We start from the raw sequence: 22477 nt of genomic DNA on the forward strand, positions 1-22477 counted from the left end.
TACCGGTATCGGTGCGCCGTTCTCGGCCACGCAGAACTACACCCTGCACGTGGTCGCACCGACCGTCACGGTGACCCCGGCTTCGCTGCCGGCGGCCACCGCGGGTACGCCCTACCCGACGGCGACGTTCGGCGCCAGCGGCGGCGTGGCTCCGTACAGCTATGCCCTCAACGGCACCCTGCCTGCCGGCCTGAGCTTCAATGTCGGCAGCGGCACGGTGGCCGGCACGCCGACCGAGACGGGCAACTTCGCCTTCGTCGTCACCGCCACCGACGCGCACGGCTTCACCGGCACGGCCAACTACACCCTCGCCGTAGCCAGCGCCACGCTCAGCCTGGCGCCGGGCAGCCTGCCCGACGCCACCGCCGAGGCCGCGTACAGCCAGGTGCTGACCGCCAGCGGCGGCGTGGCGCCCTACGCCTACACCGTCGCCAACGGCGCCCTGCCGGCCGGCCTCAGCCTCGACAGCGGCACCGGCACGCTCTCCGGCACGCCGACCGTCAGCGGCAACTTCAGCGTGGGCATCAAGGCCACCGACAGCAGCACCGGTACCGGCTCCCCGGCCTCGATCACGAAGACCTATACCCTGGCCGTCGCCGCCCCGGTCATCACGATCACCCCGGCCAGCCTGCCGGCCGCGCAACAGGCCGAGGTTTACAGCCAGGCCCTGAGCGCCAGCGGCGGCAACGGCAGCTACGGCTATGCGGTGACGTCCGGCGCCTTGCCGGCCGGCCTGAGCCTGTCCGGCAGCGGCCTGCTGTCCGGCACGCCGACGGTCTCCGGCAGCTTCAGCTTCACGGTGACCGCCACCGACGGCCTGCACTTCACCGGCGCCCAGGCCTATACGCTGGCCATCGGCGTCGCCAAGCCGGTCGCCAAGGACGACACCGCCAGCACGCCGGCGAACCAGGCGGTCACCATCGCGGTGACCGAGAACGACAGCGGACCGATCGCCAGCATCGCGGTGGCCAAGGCGCCCACGCACGGCACCGCTGCGGTGAGCGGGCTCGACGTGGTGTACACGCCGGCCAGCAACTTCTTCGGCACCGACACCCTGACCTACACCGCCACCGGCCCGGGCGGCACCTCGGCGCCGGCCACGGTCACCGTCACGGTCACCCCGCTGGCGGTGCCCACGGCGGCGGCGCAGACCGCCACCACGCTGGCCGGCAAGGCGGTGACGATCCATGCGACCCAGGGCGCCAGCGGCGGCCCGTTCACCGCGGTCGCCATCGCCAGCAACCCGTCCAGCGGCACGGCGGCGGTCTCCGGCCAGGACATCGTCTACACGCCGACCATCGACGCCTCCGGTCCGGTCAGCTTCACCTATACGCTGAGCAATCCGTTCGGCGTGTCGCAGCCGGCCACCGTCACGGTGCAGGTCAACCCGGTGCCGCAGGTCGTGGCGCAGACGGTGGACGCGCTGGCCGGCACCACGGTGCGGGTGGACCTCACCAGGCAGGCCCGCGGCGGTCCGTTCACCGGCGCGGCCCTGCTGTCGATCTCGCCCGCCTCGGCCGGCACCGGCAGCATCGTGAAGGACGGCGACGTCTACCGCCTCGACTTCGCCGCCGCGGCAACCTACGCGGGTGCCGTGCAGATCCGCTTCACCCTGAGCAATGCCTACGCCACCTCGGCGCCGGGCACCATCACGGTGAACGTGACGGCACGGCCTGACCCGTCGAAGGACGCCGAAGTGCTCGGCATCCTCGGCGCGCAGGCCGACGCCACCCGCCGCTTCGCGCTCGGGCAGATCGACAACTTCCAGCGCCGCCTGGAAAGCCTCCACGGCGAGGGCGGCACGGCGGGCTTCAGCAATGGCCTGAGCTTCATCTCCGGCAGCGGCAGCCGCCATCGCGCCGGCGACTTCGCCGCGCGCGGCAACGACCCGTTCGGCGACGGCTTGCAGCGGCGCTACCTGGTGCAGCCGGAGGCCGCGCAACAGGACGCGCAGGACGCGTCGTCCGCCGGACGCCAGCCGGGCGACATCGCCTTCTGGACCGGCGGCGCCGTCAACTTCGGCTCGCAGCAGGTGGGCGGCAGCAGCAACGGCATCGACTTCACCACCTCGGGCATCAGCATCGGCGCCGACAAGCGGCTGTCGCCGGCCTTCGCGCTCGGCGCCGGCCTCGGCTACGGCCACGACGCCAGCGACGTCGGCCACAAGGGCAGCCGCAGCACCGCCGACAGCTACAACGTGGCCGCCTACGCCAGCTACCGCCCGAGCGAATCGACCTACCTCGACGGCCTGGTCGGCTACCAGTGGCTGTCGTTCGACGCCCGCCGCTACGTCACCGCCAACGGCAACCGCGTGAACGGCAGCCGCGACGGCAAGCAGTGGTTCGGCTCGCTGTCGGCCGGCTACGAGCACCGCGGCGAGCACCTGCTGCTGTCGCCGTACGGCCGGCTGGACATGGCCTCGGCCACGCTGGACGGCTACACCGAGCACGGCGACGCGGTGTACGCGCTGCACTACGACGAGCAGAAGGTGAAGACCACCACCGGCAGCCTGGGCATGCGCCTGAACTATCCGCTCAAGCGCGACTTCGGCATGCTCTCGCCGCAGTTGCGGGTGGAATACCGGCACGACTTCCAGGGCAGCAGCACGGCCGTCATGCGCTATGCCGACCTGATGTCCGGGCCGTTCTACCGGGCCACCGTCGACGGCCAGTCGCGCAACCACGCCCTGCTGGGCCTGGGCCTGCAGATGCAGACCTGGCGCGGCCTGATGTTCCGGGTGGAATACCAGAACCTGTTCGACAACAGCAGCGACCACAACCAGTCCATCCAGCTCGGACTGGAAGCGCCGTTCAACCCGTAAGCGGCCGGCCGGGGCGCCCTGTGCGCCCCGGCCACGGCCTGGCGGAGGTCCGGGCCACAGCCTTCCCGCGAACGGCAGACCGCGAACGTCGCCGCATCACGGCCGTCGCGGCGCTGCCAGGTTCGGCTGGCAGCAAGCCTGCTGCGCTTTCGCAAGGGAAGGGAACATGCGCAGGAACCACACGATCGCGATCGTCACCGCCCTGCTCCTGGCCGGCATCGCCGGCGCGGCCCGGGCCAACTTTGCGCCGCTCGGCACCAGCCAGGACGTGCAGTATTTCTCGGACCCGGCCCATACCCAACGGGTCGGCGGCTGGCGCGTGGAGTGCGACGGCATGTCGGAGACCTGGGGCGCGCGCGGTCCGTACCAGACGATGACCCGGGTCGCCTGCCCGGTACCCTGAGCCCACGCAACCGCGGCTGCGGGCGGGCGCCTCCCGTAGCCGCACCGGACCGCACAGGGAACGCCGGCAACCCTATGCGCCTGCGTGCTCCGTCCGCTTCAGCAAACGGCCGACGGCGTCCAGCAACTGCCGCGCGCTGGCCGGCTTGAGCAGCGCCGCATCGAAGGCCAGGGCCGCGTCGAGGCCTCCCGGGCGGCGTGGTGGCAGCGACGAATAGAGCAGCACCGGCGTCCCCGGATGATCCCGCCGCACCGCCTGCAGCAAGGCCCAGCCGTCCATGCCGGGCATGCGCTGGTCGGTGAGCACCAGGCTGTCCGGCCGTCGGCGCAGCAGCTCCAGCGCCTCGCCGCCGTCCGCCGCCGGCAGGCTGTCGAAGCCGAAGCTGTCCAGCAGGTCGCACAGCATGTCGCGGCTTTGCGGCTGGTCGTCGACGACCAGTACGGCATGCCCGCCGCCGTCGATCTCGCCGACGCCGTCGACGCCGTCGCGCAGGTCGGCGTCGAGTTCGTCCTCGTCGGCCAGCGGCAACTGCAGCTCGAAACCGACGCGGCTGCCGCCGCTCTCCACCGCCTCGATCTGCAGGCGGCTGCCCATCCGCTCCAGCAACTGGGTGACGATGGCCAGCCCCAGCCCGCTGCCGTCGTGCTGCGAGGCGTTGTCGCCGCGGGCGAACGGTTGCAGCAGCTTCTCGCGCGAGGCCGGGTCGATGCCGATGCCGTCGTCCTGGACCACGAAGCGCAGCACCGCCATGCCGGCCGCGGCGGGCCGGGCGCCGACGATGAACTGGATGTGGCCGTCGCGGGTGAACTTGGCGGCATTGCCGAGCAGGTTGATCAGCACCTGCCGCAAGCGGCGGAAATCCGCCTTCACCAGCGCCGGGAGATCGTCGGCGAAGCGGCAGTCGAGCCGGTTGGCCTGCCGCTCGGCCAGCCAGCGGGCCTGCTCTTCCAGGTCGCGCAGGAAGGCGTGCAGGTAGCCCGGCGCCTCGACCAGCTCGAACTGGAGCGGCGCATCGAGCTCGCCGCGGGAGAATTCCAGCAGTTCGTCGATCAGGTCCAGTTGCATCCGCGCGCTGTGCTCGATCAACTGCGGGTAGTCGCGCGCGCGGTCGCCGGCGCGCCACTGGCGCACGCCGTCGATGATCCCGGCCAGCGGCGTGCGCAGGTCGTGGCTGATGCGCGCCAGCAGCATGCTGCGTGCGCGCAGCGCCTGGCGCAATTGCCCGGTGCGCTGGGCCACGGCCTGCTCCAGGCGCTGCGCATGCACCACCAGCACGCGCACCCGCCAGCGCCACGCCAGCATCAGGGCGGCCAGCGCCAGCAGCGCCATCGCGGCGTAGGCCCAGGCGGTGCGCCACCACGGCGGCTGCAGGCTGAAGTCCACGCCGGTCGGCGCGGAGGCGCGGCGCTGGTTGACGTCGATGGTCTGCAGCTCGAAGCGGTAGCTGCCGTGGGGCAGCGAGGCGTAGCGCACCTCGCGCGAGGTGGTCTCCACCCAGTCCTTGTCGATGCCGGACAGGCGGTAGCGGAAATGCACCGGGCTGCCCGAGCTGTTGCCCACCGCGGCCAGGCGCAGCACCAGCGCGCCGGAGGCGTCGAACGGCACCGACGGATCCGGCCCGGCGAGCTCGCGCCCCGCGTAGCGGGCCGACAGCAGCAGCGGGCGGATGTCGCGCGGCGCCAGCAACTGCCGCGGCCGCAGCAGGTGCGACAGGCCCACCGGCGAGCCGATCCACACCGAGCCGTCGACGTCGGCGTGGAAGGCGCCGTGGTTGGTCTCGTCCCACAGCAGGCCGTCGTGCGAGGACAGCCGCGTCCAGCGCTGCGCCTCCAGCACGTCCACGCCGCTGTTGCCGCCGGCCCACAGGCGACCCTGGTGATCGGTGCGCAGGAAGTAGAAGCGCGAATCGGCCAGCAGCGCGTCGGCCACCGGGGCGAGGCGGATGGCGTCCGCGTCGCTGGCCTGGCCGCTCAGCAGCCCGGGTTGCAACGAGCTGAGCCAGAGCCGCCCGTCGGGCGTCACCGCCACGTTCTCGAACCCGCCCAGGCTTTCCTGCGGCAGCACGCGCACCCGCGTCCAGCGCCCGCCGGCATGGCGGTACAGGCCCGAGCTGCAGGCCAGCCACAGGCGCCCGGCGCCGTCCTCGGCGAGGTCGGCGCACATCGACGACGGGATCACCTCGGGCGCGGCCCGCTCCACCTTCCCGCTGGCGGCATCGACCGAGTACAGCCCGCCCAGGGTATAGGCCCAGAAGCGGCCCGTGCGGTCCAGGTAAGCGCCGCGCACCAGGAACGGCAGCGTCGCCACCACCGCGGTCGCGTCCGACGACGGCGGCCGCCGCAGCACCCGCCCGTCGAACAGGAAGAACCACACCGCGCCGTCGTCGGCGACCAGCACCGCGCGCGCCTGGTGCGGCGGCGGCAGCGCCAGCGACTGGCGCCGCGCGCGGTGTTCGGCCGGGTCGATGATGTTGATGCCCCAGTCGTCGGCCACCCAGATCGCGCCGGAGCGGTCGCGCGCGACCGACCAGATCAGCGTGCCCAGGCCCTGCGCGGCGGTCCAGTTCTCGGTGGCGTCGGCGCCGCTCCAGTGCAGCAGGCCGCGGCCGTAGGTGCCGATCCAGATGCTGCCGTCGCGGTCGGCCAGCAGCGACGACACGCCCGCCGTGGGAATGCCCTCGGCCGTGCCGAACAGTTCCCAGCGCTGGCCGTCCCAGCGCGCGAGGCCGGATGCGCTGCGGGTCAGCACGTGCCCGCGTTCGTCCTCGACCAGGTCGATGCTGGAAGCGGCCACCTCGGTCTGGTTGCCGGGCAGGTCGTGCGCGACGAACGCATCGGCGCCGACGGCGAGCCGGCGCACCGTGTGGATGCCGCGTACCCACAGGCTGCCGTCGCTGGCGCCCAGGATGCCCAGCCATTTGTCGGCCGGGATACCGCGCTCCGGACCGTAGCGGTCCAGCCGTCCGTCGTGCATGCGGCACATCGCCTCGCCGCAGCCGAACCAGGTGGTACCGTCGCGGTGGAACACCGCATTGACCTCGCCCAGCCCCGGCATCGCCTTCAACTGGTCGTCGCCGAAAAGCGCCTGCAGCCGCCATTGCCCTTGGCCGTCCGGCACCAGCCGCTGCAGGCGATGGCCGCTGATCAGCAGCATGCCGCCGTCGGCGGTGGGCGCCAGCGTCTGGCCGCGGTCGGCCTGCAACGGCTTGCCGTCGGGCCGCACCCAGCCGAAGCGATCGTGCTCGCGCAATTGCAGGCCCGCGCGCGAACCCACCCACAGGCGGCCCTGCGCGTCTTCCGCCAGGCTCACCACCTCGGACACCGTGAAGCCCTGCTCGGCGCCGACCTGGTTGAAGGCCACGCCCTCGAAGCGGTACAGCCCCTTCTCCGTTCCCACCCAGACGAAGCCCTGGCGGTCCTGCTGCAGGCGTATCACCGACAGGCTGGAAAGGCCGCTGTCCTGGTCGTAGGCGGTGAGCGGCAACTGGGTGGCCCGCGTACCGGCCGGCAGCGACAGGCCGCACAGCGCCAGCAGGCCGCACAGGATCGAGCCGCGTACCGACGACCGGCGGTTCGCCCGCGACGGCGCCGCCTCCGCGCGGAAGACATGCGCGAGAACGCTTCCGCCGCCGCAGCGTCGGCCTTGCACCTGCGTCGCCCTGTCCCGCATGCCTTGCCCCTGTTTCCCGCCTGCCGGCGCGGCGCCGGGTCGGCGTCGCTGGCGCGAAGTGTCGCACGAAGCGCACCGGAAACGTCCGGCCCGCGCGCGCATCACGCGGCACGCAGGAGCCTTCCGGCCCACTACCTTATGGACGTCTGGATGGCCATTGACGCGCGCTGACGCATCCGCCATGCGGCCCGATCGTCCGCGCCATGCGTCGTGCCCGCCCGTGCCGGCCATGCGGCGGGGAACCGTGCCGGCACGGCGCCGATCCACCCCGTTGCGCGCCCGGGAACGACGACGGGCGCCGCAGCGCCCGTCGTCTCCCGCCTGGGCGGCTATCCGCTTACAGCGAGTAGTACATCTGGAACTCCAGCGGATGGGTGCTGGCGCGGTAGCGGGTGACTTCCTTCATCTTCACCTCGATGTAGGCGTCGATGAAGTCGTCGGTGAACACGCCGCCGGCCTTGAGGAAGTCGCGGTCCTTGTCCAGCGCCTCCAGTGCGGCGTCGAGGCTGGAGCACACCTGCGGGATGTTCTTCTCTTCCTCCGGCGGCAGGTCGTAGAGGTCCTTGTCGGCCGGCGCGCCCGGGTCGATCTTGTTGATGATGCCGTCGAGGCCGGCCATCATCAGCGCGGTGAACACCAGGTAGCCGGAGTTCATCGGATCGGGGAAGCGCACCTCGATGCGGCGGCCCTTCGGGCTGGCCACGTAGGGGATGCGGCAGCTCGCCGAGCGGTTGCGCGCCGAGTAGGCCAGCATCACCGGTGCCTCGAAACCCGGCACCAGGCGCTTGTAGCTGTTGGTGGTGGAGTTGGCGAAGGCGTTGATCGCGCGGGCGTGCTTGAAGATGCCGCCGATGTACCACAGCGCGGTCTGCGACAAACCGCCGTAGAGGTCGCCGGCGAACAGGTTCTCGCCGTTCTTCGACAGCGACTGGTGCACGTGCATGCCGCTGCCGTTGTCGCCGACCAGCGGCTTGGGCATGAAGGTGACGGTCTTGCCGTTCTGGTGCGCCACGTTCTTGATGACGTACTTCATCGTCAGCAGCTCGTCGGCCTTCTTCACCAGCGTGTTGAACTTCACGCCGATCTCGCACTGGCCGGCGTTCGCCACTTCGTGGTGGTGCACCTCGACGGTCTGGCCCAGCGACTCCAGCACCTTGCACATGTCCGCGCGCAGGTCGCCCAGCGAATCGACCGGGCTGACCGGGAAGTAGCCGCCCTTCACGCCCGGGCGGTGGCCGGTGTTGTTGCCCTCGTACTTGTAGCGCGACGACCAGGCCGCTTCCTCCGAGCCGATCTCGTAGAACACGCGGCCCGGGTCGTTCTGCCAGCGCACCGAGTCGAAGATGAAGAACTCGGGCTCCGGCCCGAAGAACGCGGTATCGGCGATGCCGCTGGACTTCAGGTATGCCTCGCCGCGCTTGGCGATCGAGCGCGGGTCGCGGCCGTAGGCCTGCATGGTGCTCGGCTCCAGCACGTCGCAATGCAGGATCAACTGGATGTGTGCGCTGAACGGGTCGAGGTAGGCGGTGTCCGGGTCGGGCAGCAGGATCATGTCCGACTCGTTGATGCCCTTCCAGCCGGTGATCGAGGAGCCGTCGAACATCTTGCCGTCCTCGAAGGTCGACTCGTCGATCGCGTGGGCCGGGAAGGTGACGTGGTGGTGCACGCCGAGCATGTCGGCAAAACGCAGGTCGACGAACTCGACCTCGTGTTCCTGGATCAGATCGAGCACGTGCTGGGCGGACGACATGGCGGACCTCGGTGGCGGTGGTGCGGAAAGGTTGATCCTCTCCCTACAGCAAGCGCCGTGCCAGTGGCCGGATACCCGATGCCGCAAGGGATGGCGCCCGGCCGGCGGGCGGCGGGCACGCCGGATTGCACCAAAATGAAACTGCACGGGCGATCCAATTGAATCGAAATGGTGCAATCGCGCAGCCTTCGGCAGGCCGCGGCAAGCCAGCCTCCGGTCAGACGTTGCCCGTAAGCTATGCCGCTTCGCCCCGCCGCCGCCGGTCGGGCATCCCGCCATCCCAACCGGAGCCCGCGCCACGTGAGCGACCTGATCAACGTCATCCTGCTCGGCATCATCGAAGGCATCACCGAATTCCTGCCGATCTCCAGCACCGGCCACCTGCTGATCGCCGAGAGGCTGGGGCTGGGCGCGCGCTCGGACCTGTTCAACGTCGGCATCCAGGCCGGCGCGATCCTGGCGGTGACGCTGATCTACTGGAAGCGCATCTGGCAGTTGTTCACGCAGTGGCGCGAGCCGGCCAACCGCGACTACCTGGCCAAGCTGCTGGTGGCGTTCGCGATCACCGCCGTGCTCGGCTTCGCCGCGGTGAAGCTCGGCTTCAAGCTGCCGGAGACGGTGACCCCGATCGCCTGGGCGCTGGTGATCGGCGGCCTGTGGATGCTCGGCGCCGAGGCGCTGGCGGCGCGCCAGCCGGATCGCAGCGCGGTGACCTGGCAGGTGGCGATCCTGGTCGGCGTCGCGCAGATGGTGGCCGGCATCTTTCCCGGCACCTCGCGCTCGGCCGCCACGATCTTCACCGCCCTGCTCGCCGGCACCAGCAACCGCGCCGCGGCAACCGAGTTCGCCTTCCTGGTCGGCATCCCCACGATGTACGCGGCGACCGGCTACGAGCTGCTGAAGGTGCTCAAGGACGGCGGCGCGGCGCACGAGGACTGGACCGCGCTGGTCGTCGGCTTCGTGGTCTCGGCGATCGTCGCCTTCGCCGCGGTGAAATGGCTGCTCGGCTACATCCGCAGCCACCGCTACACGCCGTTCGCGATCTACCGCATCGCCTTCGGCATCGCCCTGCTGGCGCTGATGCCGGCCGGTGGCTGACTTCCGCTCCGCCGGCATGCCCGCTCCGCGCCGCTACCGGCTGCTCGACCTGGAGATCGACCTGGTCGCGCAGCGCGTCGTGCGCGACGGGCAGCCGCTGGACGTGCAGGGCCTCAGCTTCCGGCTGTTCGCCTGCCTGCTGTCGCACGGCGATGCCGTGGCCGGCTTCGACCGGTTGATGGCCGACGTGTGGGCGCCGGCCGTGGTCAACGAGGAAACCGTGACCCAGCGGGTGAAACTGCTGCGGCAGGCGCTGGGCGACGACGGTCGGCGGCCGCGCTACATCCGCTCGGTGCGGGGTCGCGGCTACCAGCTTTGTGAGCCGCCGGTGGCGCTGGACGAACAGAGCGCACCGGAAACGGCGGCCCATGCGCCGCGCCGCTCCCGGCGGCCATGGCTGTTCGCCGGCGCGGCGCTGGCCCTGGCGGCGCTCGGCGCCGCCGCATGGTGGCTGCGGCCGGCCCCCGCGCCTGCGACACCCGGCCTCGCGCAGGAGTTGCTGCAGCGTGCGCGCTACTACGCGGGCATCGGCCAGCGCGACAACAACGAACGGGCCATCGCGCTCTACCGGCAGGTGCTGGCGGACGCCCCCGGCGATCGCGACGCGCGGCTCGGATTGAGCCGCGCCTACAGCGCGCGCGTGTGCCTCTACAACTTTCCCGTCGAATGGACGGACCAGGCGCAGCGGCTGGCCGAAGCGGCGGTCGCCGCCGCGCCGCGGCACGCCACGGGCTGGGCGGCCCTGGCCTATGCGCACGATTGCCGCGGCGAGCTGCAGGCCGCGCTGGACGCCTACCGCAAGGCGGTGCAGCTCGATCCGGGCGACGACAGCAGCCGCGCCTCGGCCGCCTACCTGCTGCAGGAACAGGGCCAGTTGGTCGACGCGCTGCATGCCAACCTGGACATGCGCGGGGATCCGCGGCGGGTGCGCTTCCGCGACGTGCAGATCGCGCGCGAACTGGAACTGCTGGGCTTCGACGAGGCGGCCGAGGCGCGTTTCCGGCGCAGCTTCCGGCTCAACCCGGACAACGTCTTTTCCAACATCGCCTGGCCGCGCCACCTGTTCCTGCAAGGCCGCTACCGCGAGGCGCAGGCTGCGCTGGACGAGGCCATGCAGCGGCGTACGCCGCATGTCGACCTCTACCTGCTCATGGGCGAACTGGCGCTGCTGCGCGGCGACCGCGCGGCAGCCGCGCAGGCCTTCCGGCAGGCGTCCACGCTGCGCCCGCAGATGGACCTGCCGGCCACGCTGGCCGCGGTCTACGCTACGCCGCCGGCCGACCGCGCCTGGCTGGACCGACGGCTGGCGGCGACGCGGGCGCAGATCGCCGCCGGCGCGGCGTATCCGTCCGACAGGCTGCAACTGGCGATCCTGCACCTGGCCCGGGGCGATCGCACGGCGGCGATGGCGGCGGTGGACGAGGCGGTGGCCGCCGGCTACAGCGACCGCGCCTACCTGCAGACCTCGCCGCTGCTGCAGCCGCTGGCCGCCCTGCCCGCCTACGCGGCGGCGATCGACACGATCAGCCGTCGCATGGCCGCGCAGCGCCAGCAGGTGCTGACCGCCGACTGGCGCCCGCCCGAACTGGGCGGCATGGCGCACTGAGCGCCCGGAGCCTTTCCGGAATCTCAAAACCTGTCAAAGTCTCCAGCCCCCTACGGGGCGTCATCCCGGCGAAAGCTGGGTCCAGTGCCTCTAGGGATGGCCTGATCAATCGGCTTCTTGCTTGTCATTCCTGCGAGGCGCTTTTCAACGGCCGTAGGGCCGGTCAAGCAGGACAAAAGCGAGCCTTGCAAGCGTTGAACAGCCGAAGGCTGGCCCCGAAGGGGCGAGCGCAGCGAGTCATCCAGCGCCTTTGCATTCAATAGCTTGGAGGCACTGGATCCCAGCTTTCGCTGGGATGACGAGCAAAATCAGAGTTTCCCTAGGCTTTGGGAGAAGGGATCCCTAGGCTTTGGGAAAGGAAAAAGTCTCTGGACGACCAGCCCTTCGGCTGTTGAAAAACGTCCCGCAGGAATGACGAATGGAGCATGAGGGGATTCCAGTCCGATAGGGAGACTTTGAACGGCTCTCAGGGCAGCGCCTGCAACACGTAGTCGCGGAAGATTTCCTGCGACTGCGGATGGGCATAGCGCTGGTTGTAGGCGGTGCTGGTGACCACCGCGACCAGGCGCTGCGCGGGCATCACGAAGACGTAGTTGCCGCCGTTGCCGCTCATCGCCCACACCGGTTGTTCCACGCCATGCACCGGAAAGCGGAAGCGCCACCACAGGTAGCCGTAGTCGGCGTCCTCGCGAGCCTGCACGCGCGGCGTCAGCATGGCGCGGACCCACGATGCCGGGATCACCTGGCGGCCCTGCCAGCGGCCCTCGTCCAGCGCCAGCTCGCCGAGCTTGGCCAGGTCGCGGCTGCGATAGCGGGTGCCGCCACCGCCCATGCCGATGCCCAGCGGCGACGTGTTCCATTTCACCGCACGGATGCCGAGCGGGCGCTCCAGCACGTCGGCGGCGAACGCGGCCAGCGGCCGGTGCGTCGCGCGCTCCACCACCGCGCCCAGGGTGAAGGCGCCGGCCGTGCAATAGGAGAACGCGCGGCCGTACGGGCTGTCCGCCGGCCGGGCCATCCACGGCGCGAAGCCCTTGACCGGCAGGTCCAGCGCGAACTGCAGCCAGTCCTCGGTAACGTACATGCGCTCCTCGTTGCCGGTGGAGAACGGGTTGTCGTCATTGCATTCCCACAGCGAGCTCATGGTCAGCAGGTCTTCCAGCGTGATCGCCTGCTTGCGCGGGTCCGGGTGCAGGTAGGGCCGCTTGTCGGGGAAGTAGTCGTAGACCCTGTCGCCGACGCCGGCGATGGTCTTGCGCGCGATCGCGGCGCCGACCAGCAGCGCGGTGACGCTCTTGCTCGCCGAACGGATGTCGTTGAGATGGTCGACCGCGCCCTCGCCGGCGTAGGTCTCGTAGACCAGCTTGCCGTCCCGGGCCACCACCACGCTGGTGACGCCCTTGTAGCTGCCGTCGGCCAGCTTGGCCTCCAGCGCGCGGAAGCGATCGGTATGCCAGTGCAGCGCGCTCGCGTCGGCGACCTGCCAGCCATCGTCCCGCCCCTGCGGGCGGTAGTCGGCGGCGGCCAGGGGCCGGAACAGGCCGGCCAGCGCCAGCGCGCAGGCCCATCGGGTCGTCAGGTAAGGCATGCAGCATCTCCACTGAGGATGAGTCGCCAGCAGAGCGCGGCAGCGGATGAAGTGCCTGAAACGCGAATGAAGATTTATGAAGGCGCGCCGCAACGGCCTTGCGGATGGCACGACCGTCGAGGGCGCATGCCTTGCGCCCCTGATGGTTGCGCAAGGCGCCGCCTTTTACGCGGCAGCCAGCTCCCGCACGCCGCGCTCGGCCTTCTCGGCGTTGATCCGCGCGGCGATCCGGCACTGCGGCTCGCTGGTGCGCTGGAACAGTTCGCTGATCCATTCGATGAAGGCCTGCACGCGCGCCGACAGGTGGCGCTTCTGCGGGTAGACGATCCACAGCGGCGAGCCGGTGGAGATCGTGTCGGTCATGACGATCTCCAGCTGGCCCTTGGCCAGCGCGCTGGCGGCCAGGCAATGCGGGATCTGGATGATGCCCAGGCCCGCCACCGCCGCCTGGATCACCGACTCGCCGTCGTTGATCAGCATGTGCGCGTCGATGTCCAGCGCGACGCGCCCGCTCGGCGTGTCGAACTGCCACTGGTACGGCTTGCCGGTGCTCGGATAGACGTAGTTGATGCAGCGGTGCTGCTTGAGGTCCTCGATGCTGCGCGGCGCGCCGTGCCTGCGCAGGTAGTCGGGCGCGGCGCACAGCACGTTGTTGAAATAGCCCAGCTTGCGCGCGATCAGGTTGGAATCGGCCAGCTCGCCCATGCGGATGGCGCAGTCGAAGCCCTCCTCGTTGAGGTCGAACTGGTAGTCGCACATCGCCAGTTCGAGCCGGATGTCCGGGTAGCGCGCCTCGAATTCGACCAGGTTCGGGATCAGTGCCGAGCGGCCGATCGCCGAATGCGCGGCCACCCGCAGCTTGCCCACCGGGTGGCTGCGCGCGTGCCCCAGCGCCTCGGTGGCTTCGGCCAGATCGGCAAGAATCTCCTTGCAACGTGCATGGAACGATGCCCCATCGTCGGTCAAACGCAGCGCGCGCGTGGAACGGAACAGCAGCCGGGCGCCCAGCTGGGTCTCCAGCCGCGACACGGCCCGGCTGACCCCGGACGGGGTCATCCCCAATTGGGTGGCGGCGGCGGCGAAGCTCTTGGCCTCGACCACGCGGACGAACGCGGAAATTGCTGAAAAGTCTTCCATAGCCTCGATCCCTAGCCGATTCGTGATTGCGAAGCACGAGTGTAATGCGCAAGAAGCGGGTTTTCTATACCCGTCAGTATACCTATTCTCCCCACCCTCGCCGGCCGACCCCGCGTCCGGCGCACGATTTCCGGGAGTGCGACATGAAGAAGCGATGGATTCTTACCGCCCTGGCCGCGGCCGTTGCCGTCGGCAGCTGGGCCGTCCTGGGCGAACACGGCGACAGCCACGCGCAGACCGCCGGCGCCCCGCCGCCGCCCGCCGTCACCGTGGCGCAGACCCTGGTGCGCACGGTCAGCGATGCCGACGAGTTCACCGGTCGCCTGCAGGCGGTGGACACCGTGCAGGTGCATCCGCGCGTCGGCGGCTACGTCGACTCGGTGCAGTTCAAGGAAGGCGCCACCGTGCGCAAGGGCCAGCTGCTGTTCCAGATCGACCCGCGGCCCTACCAGGCCGAAGTCGACCGCCTGCAGGCGAACCTCAACCAGGCCCGTGCCGAGCTGGCGCTGGCCGAATCCAACGCGCAGCGCGCGAGCAAGCTGCTCGAGCAGCACGCCGTGTCGCGCGAGGAAGCCGACCGCCAGAGCACCGCCGCGCAGAGCGCGCGCAGCCAGGTGGCCGCCACCACTGCCGCACTGCAGGCCGCCCGCCTCAACCGCGAGTTCACCGAGGTGCGCGCGCCGATCGACGGCCGCGTCAGCAACGCGCAGATCACCGCCGGCAACCTGGTCACGCCAAACGACGTGCTGACCAGCGTGGTCAGCGTCAATCCGGTGTACGCCTACTTCGACGTCGACGAGCACAGCTTCCTGAAGCTGGACAAGCTGCGCCGCGAACACGGCAGCGCGCCGCAGGTCGCGATGGAGCTGGCCGACGAGAGCGGCTTCCCGCACGCCGGGCGGATCGACTTCGTCGACAACCAGCTCAAGGTCGGCAGCGGCACCATCCGCCTGCGCGCGGTGTTCGACAACGCCGACGCGCGCTACACGCCGGGCCTGTACGTGCGGCTGCAACTGCGCACCGACAGCAGGCAGCCGCGCGCGCTGATCGACGACCGCGCGGTGGGCACCGACCTGGGCAACAAGTTCGTCTACGTGCTCGGCAAGGACCGCAAGGTGGCCTACCGCAAGGTCACCACCGGCCCGTTGCTGGACGGCCTGCGCGTGGTCACCGACGGCCTCGGCCCGAACGACCTGGTGGTGGTGAACGGCCTGCAGCACGTGCGCCCGGGCATGGAAGTGAACCCGACCAGGGTGGCGATGGAAAGCCGCAGCCTCGACGCGACCAAGCAACTGGCGCAGGGCGCCGGCGGCGCCGGCCAGGTCGCCGCCCGCAACTGACCCGACTCCCTCCCCTGCGTGCGGGGGTGGGCCGCGGTGACCGAAGGGACTTCCGTCCGGAAGCGGGGCGCCCGTGCGCCTCGACGTCCGGGGAACGCCCTTCCCGACCTCTTCCCGTACGCGGGAGAGGCGCAAGCAACGACCAGGAAGCGATGCAATGAAACTCGCCCAATATTTCGTGGATCGACCGATCCTCGCCGGCGTGCTGTCGGTGCTGATCGTGATCGCCGGTGCGATCTCGCTGTTCCAGCTGCCGATCGGCGAGTACCCGGAAGTGGTGCCGCCGACCGTGGTGGTGCGCGCCAGCTATCCGGGCGCCAACCCCAAGGTGATCGCCGAGACGGTCGCCACGCCGCTGGAGACCCAGATCAACGGCGTCGAAGGCATGCTCTACACCGCCTCGCAGGCGACCAGCGACGGCGCGATGACGCTGACCGTGACCTTCGCGCTGGGCACTAACCTGGACGATGCCCAGGTACAGGTGCAGAACCGCGTGGCGCAGGCGCTGCCACGGCTTCCGGAAGAGGTGCAGCGGCTCGGCGTGACCACGCAGAAGAGCTCGCCCGACCTGACCATGGTGGTGCACCTGACCTCGCCGGACAACCGCTACGACATGCTGTACCTGTCGAACTACGGCCGGCTGCACATCAAGGACCAGCTCGCCCGCCTCGACGGCGTCGGCGACGTGCAGCTGTTCGGCGCCGGCGAGTACTCGATGCGCGTCTGGCTCGATCCGCAGCGGCTGGCCCAGCGCAACCTGACCACCGGCGACATCGTGCATGCGATCCGCGAGCAGAACGTGGAAGTGGCCGCCGGCGCGCTCAATGCGCCGCCCGGGCCGAACAGCTCGGCGTTCCAGCTCAACATCAACACCCAGGGCCGCCTGATTACCGAGGAGGACTTCCTCAAGATCGTCGTGCGCACCGGCGCCGACGGCGCGGTGACCCACCTGGGCGACGTCGCGCGGGTGGAGCTGGGCTCCAACAACTACGCGCTGCGCAGCCTGCTCAACAACAAGCCGGCGGTGGCGCTGCCGATCTTCGCGCGGCCGGGCTCCAACGCGATCCAGATCTCCGACGAGGTGCGCGCCACCATGGCGCAGCTGAAGAAGGAGTTCCCGCAGGGTGTGGACTACTCCATCGTGTACGACCCGACCGTGTTCGTGCGCGGCTCGATCGAGGCGGTGGTGCACACCTTGTTCGAGGCGATCCTGCTGGTCGTGCTGGTGGTGATCCTGTTCCTGCAGACGTGGCGCGCCTCGATCATCCCGCTGGTGGCGGTGCCGGTATCGCTGATCGGCACCTTCGCGGTGATGCACCTGGCCGGCTTCTCGCTCAACGCGCTGTCGCTGTTCGGCCTGGTGCTGGCGATCGGCATCGTGGTCGATGACGCGATCGTGGTGGTGGAGAATGTGGAGCGGCACATCGAGCGCGGCCTGTCCCCGAAGGACGCGACGCGCCAGGCGATGAAGGAAGTGACCGGGCCGATCGTGGCCACGGCGCTGGTGCTGTGCGCGGTGTTCGTGCCGGCGGCCTTCATCAGCGGCCTCACCGGCGAGTTCTACCGCCAGTTCGCGCTGACCATCGCGATCTCCACGGTGATCTCCGCCTTCAATTCGCTGACCCTGAGCCCGGCACTGTCCGCCCTGCTGCTGCAGGAGCATGGCGCGCCGAAGGACAAGCTCAGCCGCATCATCGACCGCGGCTTCGGCTGGCTGTTCCGCCCGTTCAACCGCTTCTTCGTACGCAGCGCGAACGGCTACGTCGGCGGCGTGCAGCGGGTACTGCGCTCCGGCTCGATCGCGCTGGTCGTGTACGGCGGCCTGGTGCTGCTGGGCCTGTTCGGCTTCGCCAAGGTGCCGACCGGCTTCGTGCCACCGCAGGACAAGCAGTACCTGGTGTCGTTCGCGCAGTTGCCGGACGCCGCCTCGCTGGACCGCTCCGAGGACGTGATCCGCCGGATGAGCGACATCGCGCTGAAGCAGCCGGGCGTGGAAAGCGCGGTGGCCTTCCCCGGCCTGTCGATCAACGGCTTCACCAACTCCACCAACTCGGGCATCGTGTTCGTCACGCTCAAGCCGTTCGAGGAACGCCGCAGCGCGGAACTCTCCGCCGGCGCGATCGCCGGTGCGCTCAACCAGAAGTACGCGGCGATCCAGGACGCCTACATCGCGGTGTTCCCGCCGCCGCCGGTGATGGGCCTGGGCACGATCGGCGGTTTCCGCATCCAGATCGAGGACCGCTCCGACCAGGGCTTCGAGGAGCTGTACAAGCAGACCCAGAACCTGATCGCGCAAAGCCAGAAGGTGCCGGCGCTGGCCGGGCTGTTCTCCAGCTTCCAGGTCAGCGTGCCGCAGATCGACGCCGACGTGGACCGCGAGAAGGCCAAGGCCGAGGGCGTGGACATGGCCGACGTCTACCAGACCATGCAGGCCTACCTCGGTTCGCTCTACGTCAACGACTTCAACCGCTTCGGGCGCACCTACCAGGTGAACCTGTCGGCCGAGCCCAGCTTCCGCCACGAGCCGGAGGACATCACCCAGCTCAAGACGCGCAATGCCGCCGGCCAGATGGTGCCGCTGGGTTCGTTCGTCACCGTGCGGCAGAGCGTCGGCCCCGAGCGCGTGCAGCACTACAACGGCTATCCGACTGCCGAGATCAACGGCGGCCCGGCGCCGGGTTACAGCTCCGGCCAGGCACAGGCGGCGATGGAGAAGCTGGCGGCGGACAACCTGCCCAACGGCATGTCGTTCGAGTGGACCGAGCTGACCTACCAGCAGATCCTCGCCGGCAATACCGCGGTGCTGGTGTTCCCGCTGTGCGTGCTGCTGGTGTTCCTGGTGCTGGCCTCGCTGTACGAGAGCCTGACCCTGCCGCTGGCGGTGATCCTGATCGTGCCGATGGTGCTGCTGTCCGCGATCTCCGGCGTGTGGCTCAGCGGCGGCGACAACAACATCTTCACCCAGATCGGCCTGATCGTGCTGGTGGGCCTGGCGTGCAAGAACGCGATCCTGATCGTGGAGTTCGCCCGCGAGGCGCAGATCCTCGAAGGCCTGGACCGCAAGCAGGCGGTGCTGGAAGCGGCACGACTGCGCCTGCGCCCGATCCTGATGACCTCGTTCGCCTTCATCATGGGCGTGGTGCCGCTGGTGACCTCGCACGGCGCCGGCGCGGAGATGCGCCATGCGATGGGCGTGGCGGTGTTCTCCGGCATGCTCGGCGTGACCTTCTTCGGCCTGCTGTTCACCCCGCTGTTCTACGTGATCGTGCGCGGCTGGAGCGAACGCTCCGCCGCCCGCCGCGCCGCACACAAGGCCGCCCAGCTGCAGGCGCCCGCGCTCGAGGAGCATTGAGATGACATCACTCTACCGTCTTGGCGCGCTGGCCAGCGCGCTCCTGCTCGCCGGCTGCATCAGCGTGGGGCCGGACTACCACCGCCCCGCCGAGAAATCGGTGACCTTGCAGGGCGTCGATGCCGCGCAGCAGTCGAATGCGGATTTCCAGGCGAACTGGTGGACCCAGTTCAACGATCCGACCCTCGACGCATTGATCAGCCGGGCCGCGAAGAACAGCCCGGACCTGAAGATCGCGCTGGCGCGCCTCAACGAGGCGCGCGCCCTGCTCGGCACCGCGCGCTCGCAGCAATGGCCGGATGTGGAAACCGGCGCGAGCTATACGCGCAGCCGCGAACAGACGCCGGGCGTGAGCGACCGGCGCAACACGGTCACCGCCTACCAGGCCGGCTTCGACGCGAGCTGGGAGCTGGACCTGTTCGGCGGCGTGCGCCGCTCGGTGGAGGCCGCCCGCGCCGATGCCGATGCCGGCGCGGCCTCGCTGCAGGATGCGCAGGTGACCCTGTTCGCCGAGGTTGCGCGCTACTACTTCGACCTGCGCGGCACCCAGCTGCGCATCGAGGTGGCCCAGCGCGACATCGCCAACCAGCGCGACTCGCTCAAGCTGATCAGCAGCCGCGCCGAGGTCGGCACCGGTTCGGCGCAGGACGTCGCCAGCGCCAGTGCGCGCCTGAGCGGCGTGGAAGCGCAGCTGCCGCTGCTGCAGACCCAGGCGCAGGCCGACAGCTTCCGCCTCGCGGTGCTGCTCGGCGAGCGCCCGGGCGAACTGGACATCGACCTTTCGCCGGCGCACTTCAAGCCGATCGATACCGCCTTGCCGATCGGCCATGCCGGCGACGTGCTGACGCGGCGGCCGGACATCCGTGTCGCCGAACGCGAGCTGGCCGCCGCCAATGCGCGCATCGGCGTGGCCAAGGCGGACTGGTTCCCGCACATCTCGCTGGGCGGCTTCGTCGGCTTCCTCGCCGGGCGCAGCAACGACTTCGGCAGCCCGTCGACGCGCGCGTGGTCGCTGGCACCGAGCATCTCCTGGTCCGGCCTCAACGTGCAGCGCGTGCGCTCGGGCGTGAAGGCCAGCGAGGCGCGCGCGGATGCGGCGCTGGCGAACTACCAGCACACCGTGCTGCACGCGCTGGAAGACGTCGACAACGCGCTGGTCGGCTACAACCAGCAGCGCGAGCGCGTGCAGAAACTGGAAGCGCAGGCGGTGCAGAGCCGTCGCGCGGCCGGGCTCGCCAAGCTGCGCTACGACGCCGGCGCCACCGACTACCTGGAGCTGCTCGACGCCGAGCGCACCCAGCTCGGCGCCGAGGACCAGCTCGCCGAGGCCCAGGCCGCGATCAACCTGCAGGCGATCGCGCTGTACAAGGCGCTCGGCGGCGGCTGGCAGGCCTGCGGCGACGAGCATTGCGGCGCACTGGCCAGCGCGCCATGAGCGCGGCGCTCAGCTCGATCCCGCGCCTGCCGCGGCGGCGCCCGACGACTGCCGCGCCGCCGCTGGCGCAGCAGGTGGCACTGGTCAGCGGCGCCAACCGCGGACTCGGCCTGGAAGTGGTGCGCCAGCTCGCCGCCACCGGCATGACCGTGCTGCTCGGCGCGCGCGAGCTCGCCGTTGGCGAGCAGGCCGCGCGCCAGCTGCGCCACGACGGCGCCGACGTGGTGGCGGTGAAGCTCGACGTCACCGCGCAGCACGACGTCGACGCGGCGGCGCGGCGCATCGAGGACCGGTATGGACGTCTGGACGTCCTGGTCAACAACGCCGGCGCCTTCTACGACATCCGCGACCGCCCCTCGTCGGTGGCGATCGACGGCGTGCGCGCGGCGCTGGACACCAACCTGCTCGGTGCCTGGCGACTGAGCGAGGCGCTGCTGCCGCTGATGCGCCGCCACGGCTACGGGCGCATCGTCAACGTCTCCAGCGGTTGCGGCGCCACCGCCACCGAGGGCGCCGGCTGCCCGGCCTACCGGGTTTCCAAGGCGGCGCTCAACTCCTACACGCGTGCGTTGGCCGCGGAACTCAGCGGCAGCGGCATCCTGGTCAACGCGGTATGCCCCGGCTGGGTCGCCACCGACATGGGCGGCCCGGGCGGCCGCCCGGTGGCCGACGGCGCCGACGGCATCGTGTGGGCGGCCTGCCTGCCGGAGCACGCCAACACCACCGGCACCTTCTTCCGCGACCGCCAGCGCATCGCCTGGTAGTTCGCCCCTCGTCCGACCGCCTGCTCACCACCGGTTTTCCCGCATGCCGCAAAACGACACGAGCAACCGCCGCATCCTGCTTGCCACCCGCCCACGGGGCCTGCCGACGCTGCAGGATTTCCGCCTCGACCAGGCTGCGATCCCCACGCCCCGCGAGCAGCAGGTGTTGCTGCGCACGCTCTACCTTTCGCTCGATCCCTACATGCGCAACCTGATGGATGCGGCCGGGACGAGTTACGCCCCGGCCGTGCCGCTGGATGCTCCGATGGTCGGCGGTACGGTCAACCGCGTGGTCGCCTCGCGGCATCCGCGGTTCCGCCCCGGCGACCTGGTCGTGGGCAACGCCGGCTGGCAGGACTATGCCCTGTCCGACGGCAGCGACCTGAGGCCGCTCGGCGCGATGGCGCAACCGTCGCTGGCGCTGGGCGCCCTCGGCATGACCGGCTTCACCGCCCATGTCGGCCTGCTCGACATCGGCCAGCCGCGGCCGGGCGAAACCGTGGTGGTGGCGGCGGCGACCGGCGCGGTCGGCGCGGTGGTGGGGCAGATCGCCCGGCTCAAGGGTGCGCGCGTGGTCGGCATCGCCGGCGGCGCCGACAAGTGCCGCCATGCGGTCGAGGAACTGGGCTTCGATGCCTGCCTCGATCATCGCGAGCCCGGGCTGGGCGAACGCCTCGCCGCCGCCTGCCCGGACGGCATCGACGTGTACTTCGAGAACGTGGGCGGCGCCGTGTTCGACGCCGTCCTGCCGCTGCTCAACAACGGCGCGCGCGTGCCGGTGTGCGGCGTGATCGCGCACTACAACGAGCCGACCCTGCCGCCCGGCCCGGACCGGCGCCCGCAGCTGATGGCGACCGTGCTGCAGAAGCGCATCCGCATGCAGGGCTTCATCATCCTCGACCACTACGGCGAACGCTTCGAGGCCTTCCGCCGCGACATGCTGGCCTGGCTCGACGCAGGCCAACTGAAGCTGCGCGAGGACCGCGTCGACGGCCTGGAGAACGCACCGGCCGCCTTCATCGGCCTGCTCGAAGGCCGCAACTTCGGCAAGCTGGTGGTCCGGGTCGCCGACGCCTGAAGCGGAACGCCTCCGGCCACGCACCGGCACCCGCACGCCTCGAAGTCGTCATTCCAGCGAACGCTGGAATCCAGGGCATCTGCACTCCGATGATCCAAAGTCGCTGGATCCCGGCTTTCGCCGGGATGACGAGCCGAGGCGAATACGGCAAACCACGCACCGACACCCACACTCCCCGAAAGCGTCATTCCAGCGAAGGCTGGAATCCAGTGCCTCTGCGCTCCGATGATCCAAAGTCACTGGATCCAGGCTTCCGCCGGGATGACGGGCCGGGGCGAATCCGGCAAACCACGCGCCGGCACCCGCACTCCTCGAAAGCGTCATTCCAGCGAACGCTGGAATCCAGGGCCTCTGCGCTCCGATGATCCAAAGTCGCTGGATCCCGGCTTTCGCCGGGATGACGGGCCGGGTCGGAACCGGCAGGTCACACACCGGC

The 22477-nt window shown here is 70.3% G+C and carries 13 protein-coding genes; 9 read left to right on the plus strand and 4 right to left on the minus strand.

All coding sequences use genetic code 11. From position 1 onward, the window contains the following. Both ASG87_RS02995 and ASG87_RS03000 read left to right on the plus strand, forming a co-directional pair. Positions 1-2821: autotransporter domain-containing protein (locus tag ASG87_RS02995; RefSeq protein ID WP_162258305.1), on the plus strand; the 2821-nt coding region annotated here is incomplete at its 5' end. A gap of 166 nt (positions 2822-2987) precedes the next feature. Then, positions 2988-3224, plus strand: coding sequence for a DUF6289 family protein (locus tag ASG87_RS03000; RefSeq protein WP_056000615.1), 237 nt, complete (start codon positions 2988-2990; stop codon positions 3222-3224). A 72-nt stretch (positions 3225-3296) separates the two neighbouring features. Here ASG87_RS03000 and ASG87_RS03005 read toward each other — a convergent pair whose 3' ends face one another. Together ASG87_RS03005 and glnA are read right to left on the minus strand one after the other, a co-directional pair. Continuing rightward, positions 3297-6872 carry a hybrid sensor histidine kinase/response regulator gene (locus tag ASG87_RS03005; protein WP_056000618.1) on the minus strand — a complete coding sequence of 1192 codons (3576 nt, stop codon included), beginning with the start codon at positions 6870-6872 and terminating at the stop codon, positions 3297-3299. A 358-nt stretch (positions 6873-7230) separates the two neighbouring features. Further along, positions 7231-8643, minus strand: coding sequence for a type I glutamate--ammonia ligase (gene glnA / locus ASG87_RS03010; protein WP_056000620.1), 1413 nt, complete (start codon positions 8641-8643; stop codon positions 7231-7233). A gap of 300 nt (positions 8644-8943) precedes the next feature. Between glnA and ASG87_RS03015 the strand changes: the two genes are divergently transcribed. Continuing rightward, positions 8944-9741, plus strand: coding sequence for an undecaprenyl-diphosphate phosphatase (locus tag ASG87_RS03015; RefSeq protein ID WP_056000623.1), 798 nt, complete (start codon positions 8944-8946; stop codon positions 9739-9741). Next, positions 9734-11347, plus strand: a complete 1614-nt coding sequence (locus ASG87_RS03020) for a winged helix-turn-helix domain-containing protein (RefSeq protein ID WP_326937873.1) — start codon at positions 9734-9736, stop codon at positions 11345-11347. Before ASG87_RS03015 ends, ASG87_RS03020 begins: the two co-directional genes overlap by 8 nt. Positions 11348-11813: 466 nt before the next feature. Here the strand turns inward: ASG87_RS03020 and ASG87_RS03025 are convergent, their stop codons facing one another. Both ASG87_RS03025 and ASG87_RS03030 read right to left on the minus strand, forming a co-directional pair. Next, positions 11814-12935: a serine hydrolase gene (locus ASG87_RS03025; protein ID WP_082582713.1), complete on the minus strand. Its 1122-nt coding sequence runs from the start codon at positions 12933-12935 to the stop codon at positions 11814-11816. A 165-nt stretch (positions 12936-13100) separates the two neighbouring features. Beyond that, positions 13101-14072, minus strand: coding sequence for a LysR family transcriptional regulator (locus tag ASG87_RS03030; RefSeq protein WP_056000629.1), 972 nt, complete (start codon positions 14070-14072; stop codon positions 13101-13103). 143 nt (positions 14073-14215) lie between these two features. Between ASG87_RS03030 and ASG87_RS03035 the strand changes: the two genes are divergently transcribed. The 5 genes from ASG87_RS03035 (at position 14216) to ASG87_RS03055 (ending at position 22041) form a co-directional block, all read left to right on the plus strand. Continuing rightward, on the plus strand, positions 14216-15412 hold the full coding sequence (locus ASG87_RS03035; protein ID WP_056000632.1) for an efflux RND transporter periplasmic adaptor subunit: 1197 nt from the start codon (positions 14216-14218) through the stop codon (positions 15410-15412). 157 nt (positions 15413-15569) lie between these two features. Continuing rightward, positions 15570-18764 carry a multidrug efflux RND transporter permease subunit gene (locus ASG87_RS03040; protein WP_056000635.1) on the plus strand — a complete coding sequence of 1065 codons (3195 nt, stop codon included), beginning with the start codon at positions 15570-15572 and terminating at the stop codon, positions 18762-18764. Between the two features lies 1 nt (position 18765). Then, positions 18766-20199 carry an efflux transporter outer membrane subunit gene (locus ASG87_RS03045; protein ID WP_056000638.1) on the plus strand — a complete coding sequence of 478 codons (1434 nt, stop codon included), beginning with the start codon at positions 18766-18768 and terminating at the stop codon, positions 20197-20199. Next, entirely contained in the window at positions 20196-20963 is a 768-nt protein-coding gene (locus ASG87_RS03050) for an SDR family oxidoreductase (RefSeq protein WP_082582714.1), read from the plus strand. The genes ASG87_RS03045 and ASG87_RS03050 overlap by 4 nt, the downstream gene beginning before the upstream one ends. Positions 20964-21006: 43 nt before the next feature. Beyond that, the gene (locus ASG87_RS03055) at positions 21007-22041 is read left to right on the plus strand and encodes an NADP-dependent oxidoreductase (protein ID WP_056000642.1); all 1035 of its coding nucleotides are present in this window, start codon (positions 21007-21009) and stop codon (positions 22039-22041) included. The last annotated feature ends 436 nt before the right edge of the window (positions 22042-22477 follow it).

It is taken from the genome of Frateuria sp. Soil773, from assembly GCF_001428405.1.
Taxonomy (GTDB): Bacteria; Pseudomonadota; Gammaproteobacteria; order Xanthomonadales; family Rhodanobacteraceae; genus LMSL01.

What these genes read in the sequence shown, in the direction of transcription:
- ASG87_RS03045 (WP_056000638.1), top strand. Translation starts at nt 18,766, where the DNA reads ATGACATCACTCTACCGTCTTGGCGCGCTGGCCAGCGCGCTCCTGCTC.
- ASG87_RS03040 (WP_056000635.1), top strand. Translation starts at nt 15,570, where the DNA reads ATGAAACTCGCCCAATATTTCGTGGATCGACCGATCCTCGCCGGCGTG.
- ASG87_RS03055 (WP_056000642.1), top strand. Translation starts at nt 21,007, where the DNA reads ATGCCGCAAAACGACACGAGCAACCGCCGCATCCTGCTTGCCACCCGC.
- ASG87_RS03035 (WP_056000632.1), top strand. Translation starts at nt 14,216, where the DNA reads ATGAAGAAGCGATGGATTCTTACCGCCCTGGCCGCGGCCGTTGCCGTC.
- ASG87_RS03030 (WP_056000629.1), bottom strand. Translation starts at nt 14,072, where the DNA reads ATGGAAGACTTTTCAGCAATTTCCGCGTTCGTCCGCGTGGTCGAGGCC.
- ASG87_RS03000 (WP_056000615.1), top strand. Translation starts at nt 2,988, where the DNA reads ATGCGCAGGAACCACACGATCGCGATCGTCACCGCCCTGCTCCTGGCC.
- ASG87_RS03050 (WP_082582714.1), top strand. Translation starts at nt 20,196, where the DNA reads ATGAGCGCGGCGCTCAGCTCGATCCCGCGCCTGCCGCGGCGGCGCCCG.
- glnA (WP_056000620.1), bottom strand. Translation starts at nt 8,643, where the DNA reads ATGTCGTCCGCCCAGCACGTGCTCGATCTGATCCAGGAACACGAGGTC.
- ASG87_RS03025 (WP_082582713.1), bottom strand. Translation starts at nt 12,935, where the DNA reads ATGCCTTACCTGACGACCCGATGGGCCTGCGCGCTGGCGCTGGCCGGC.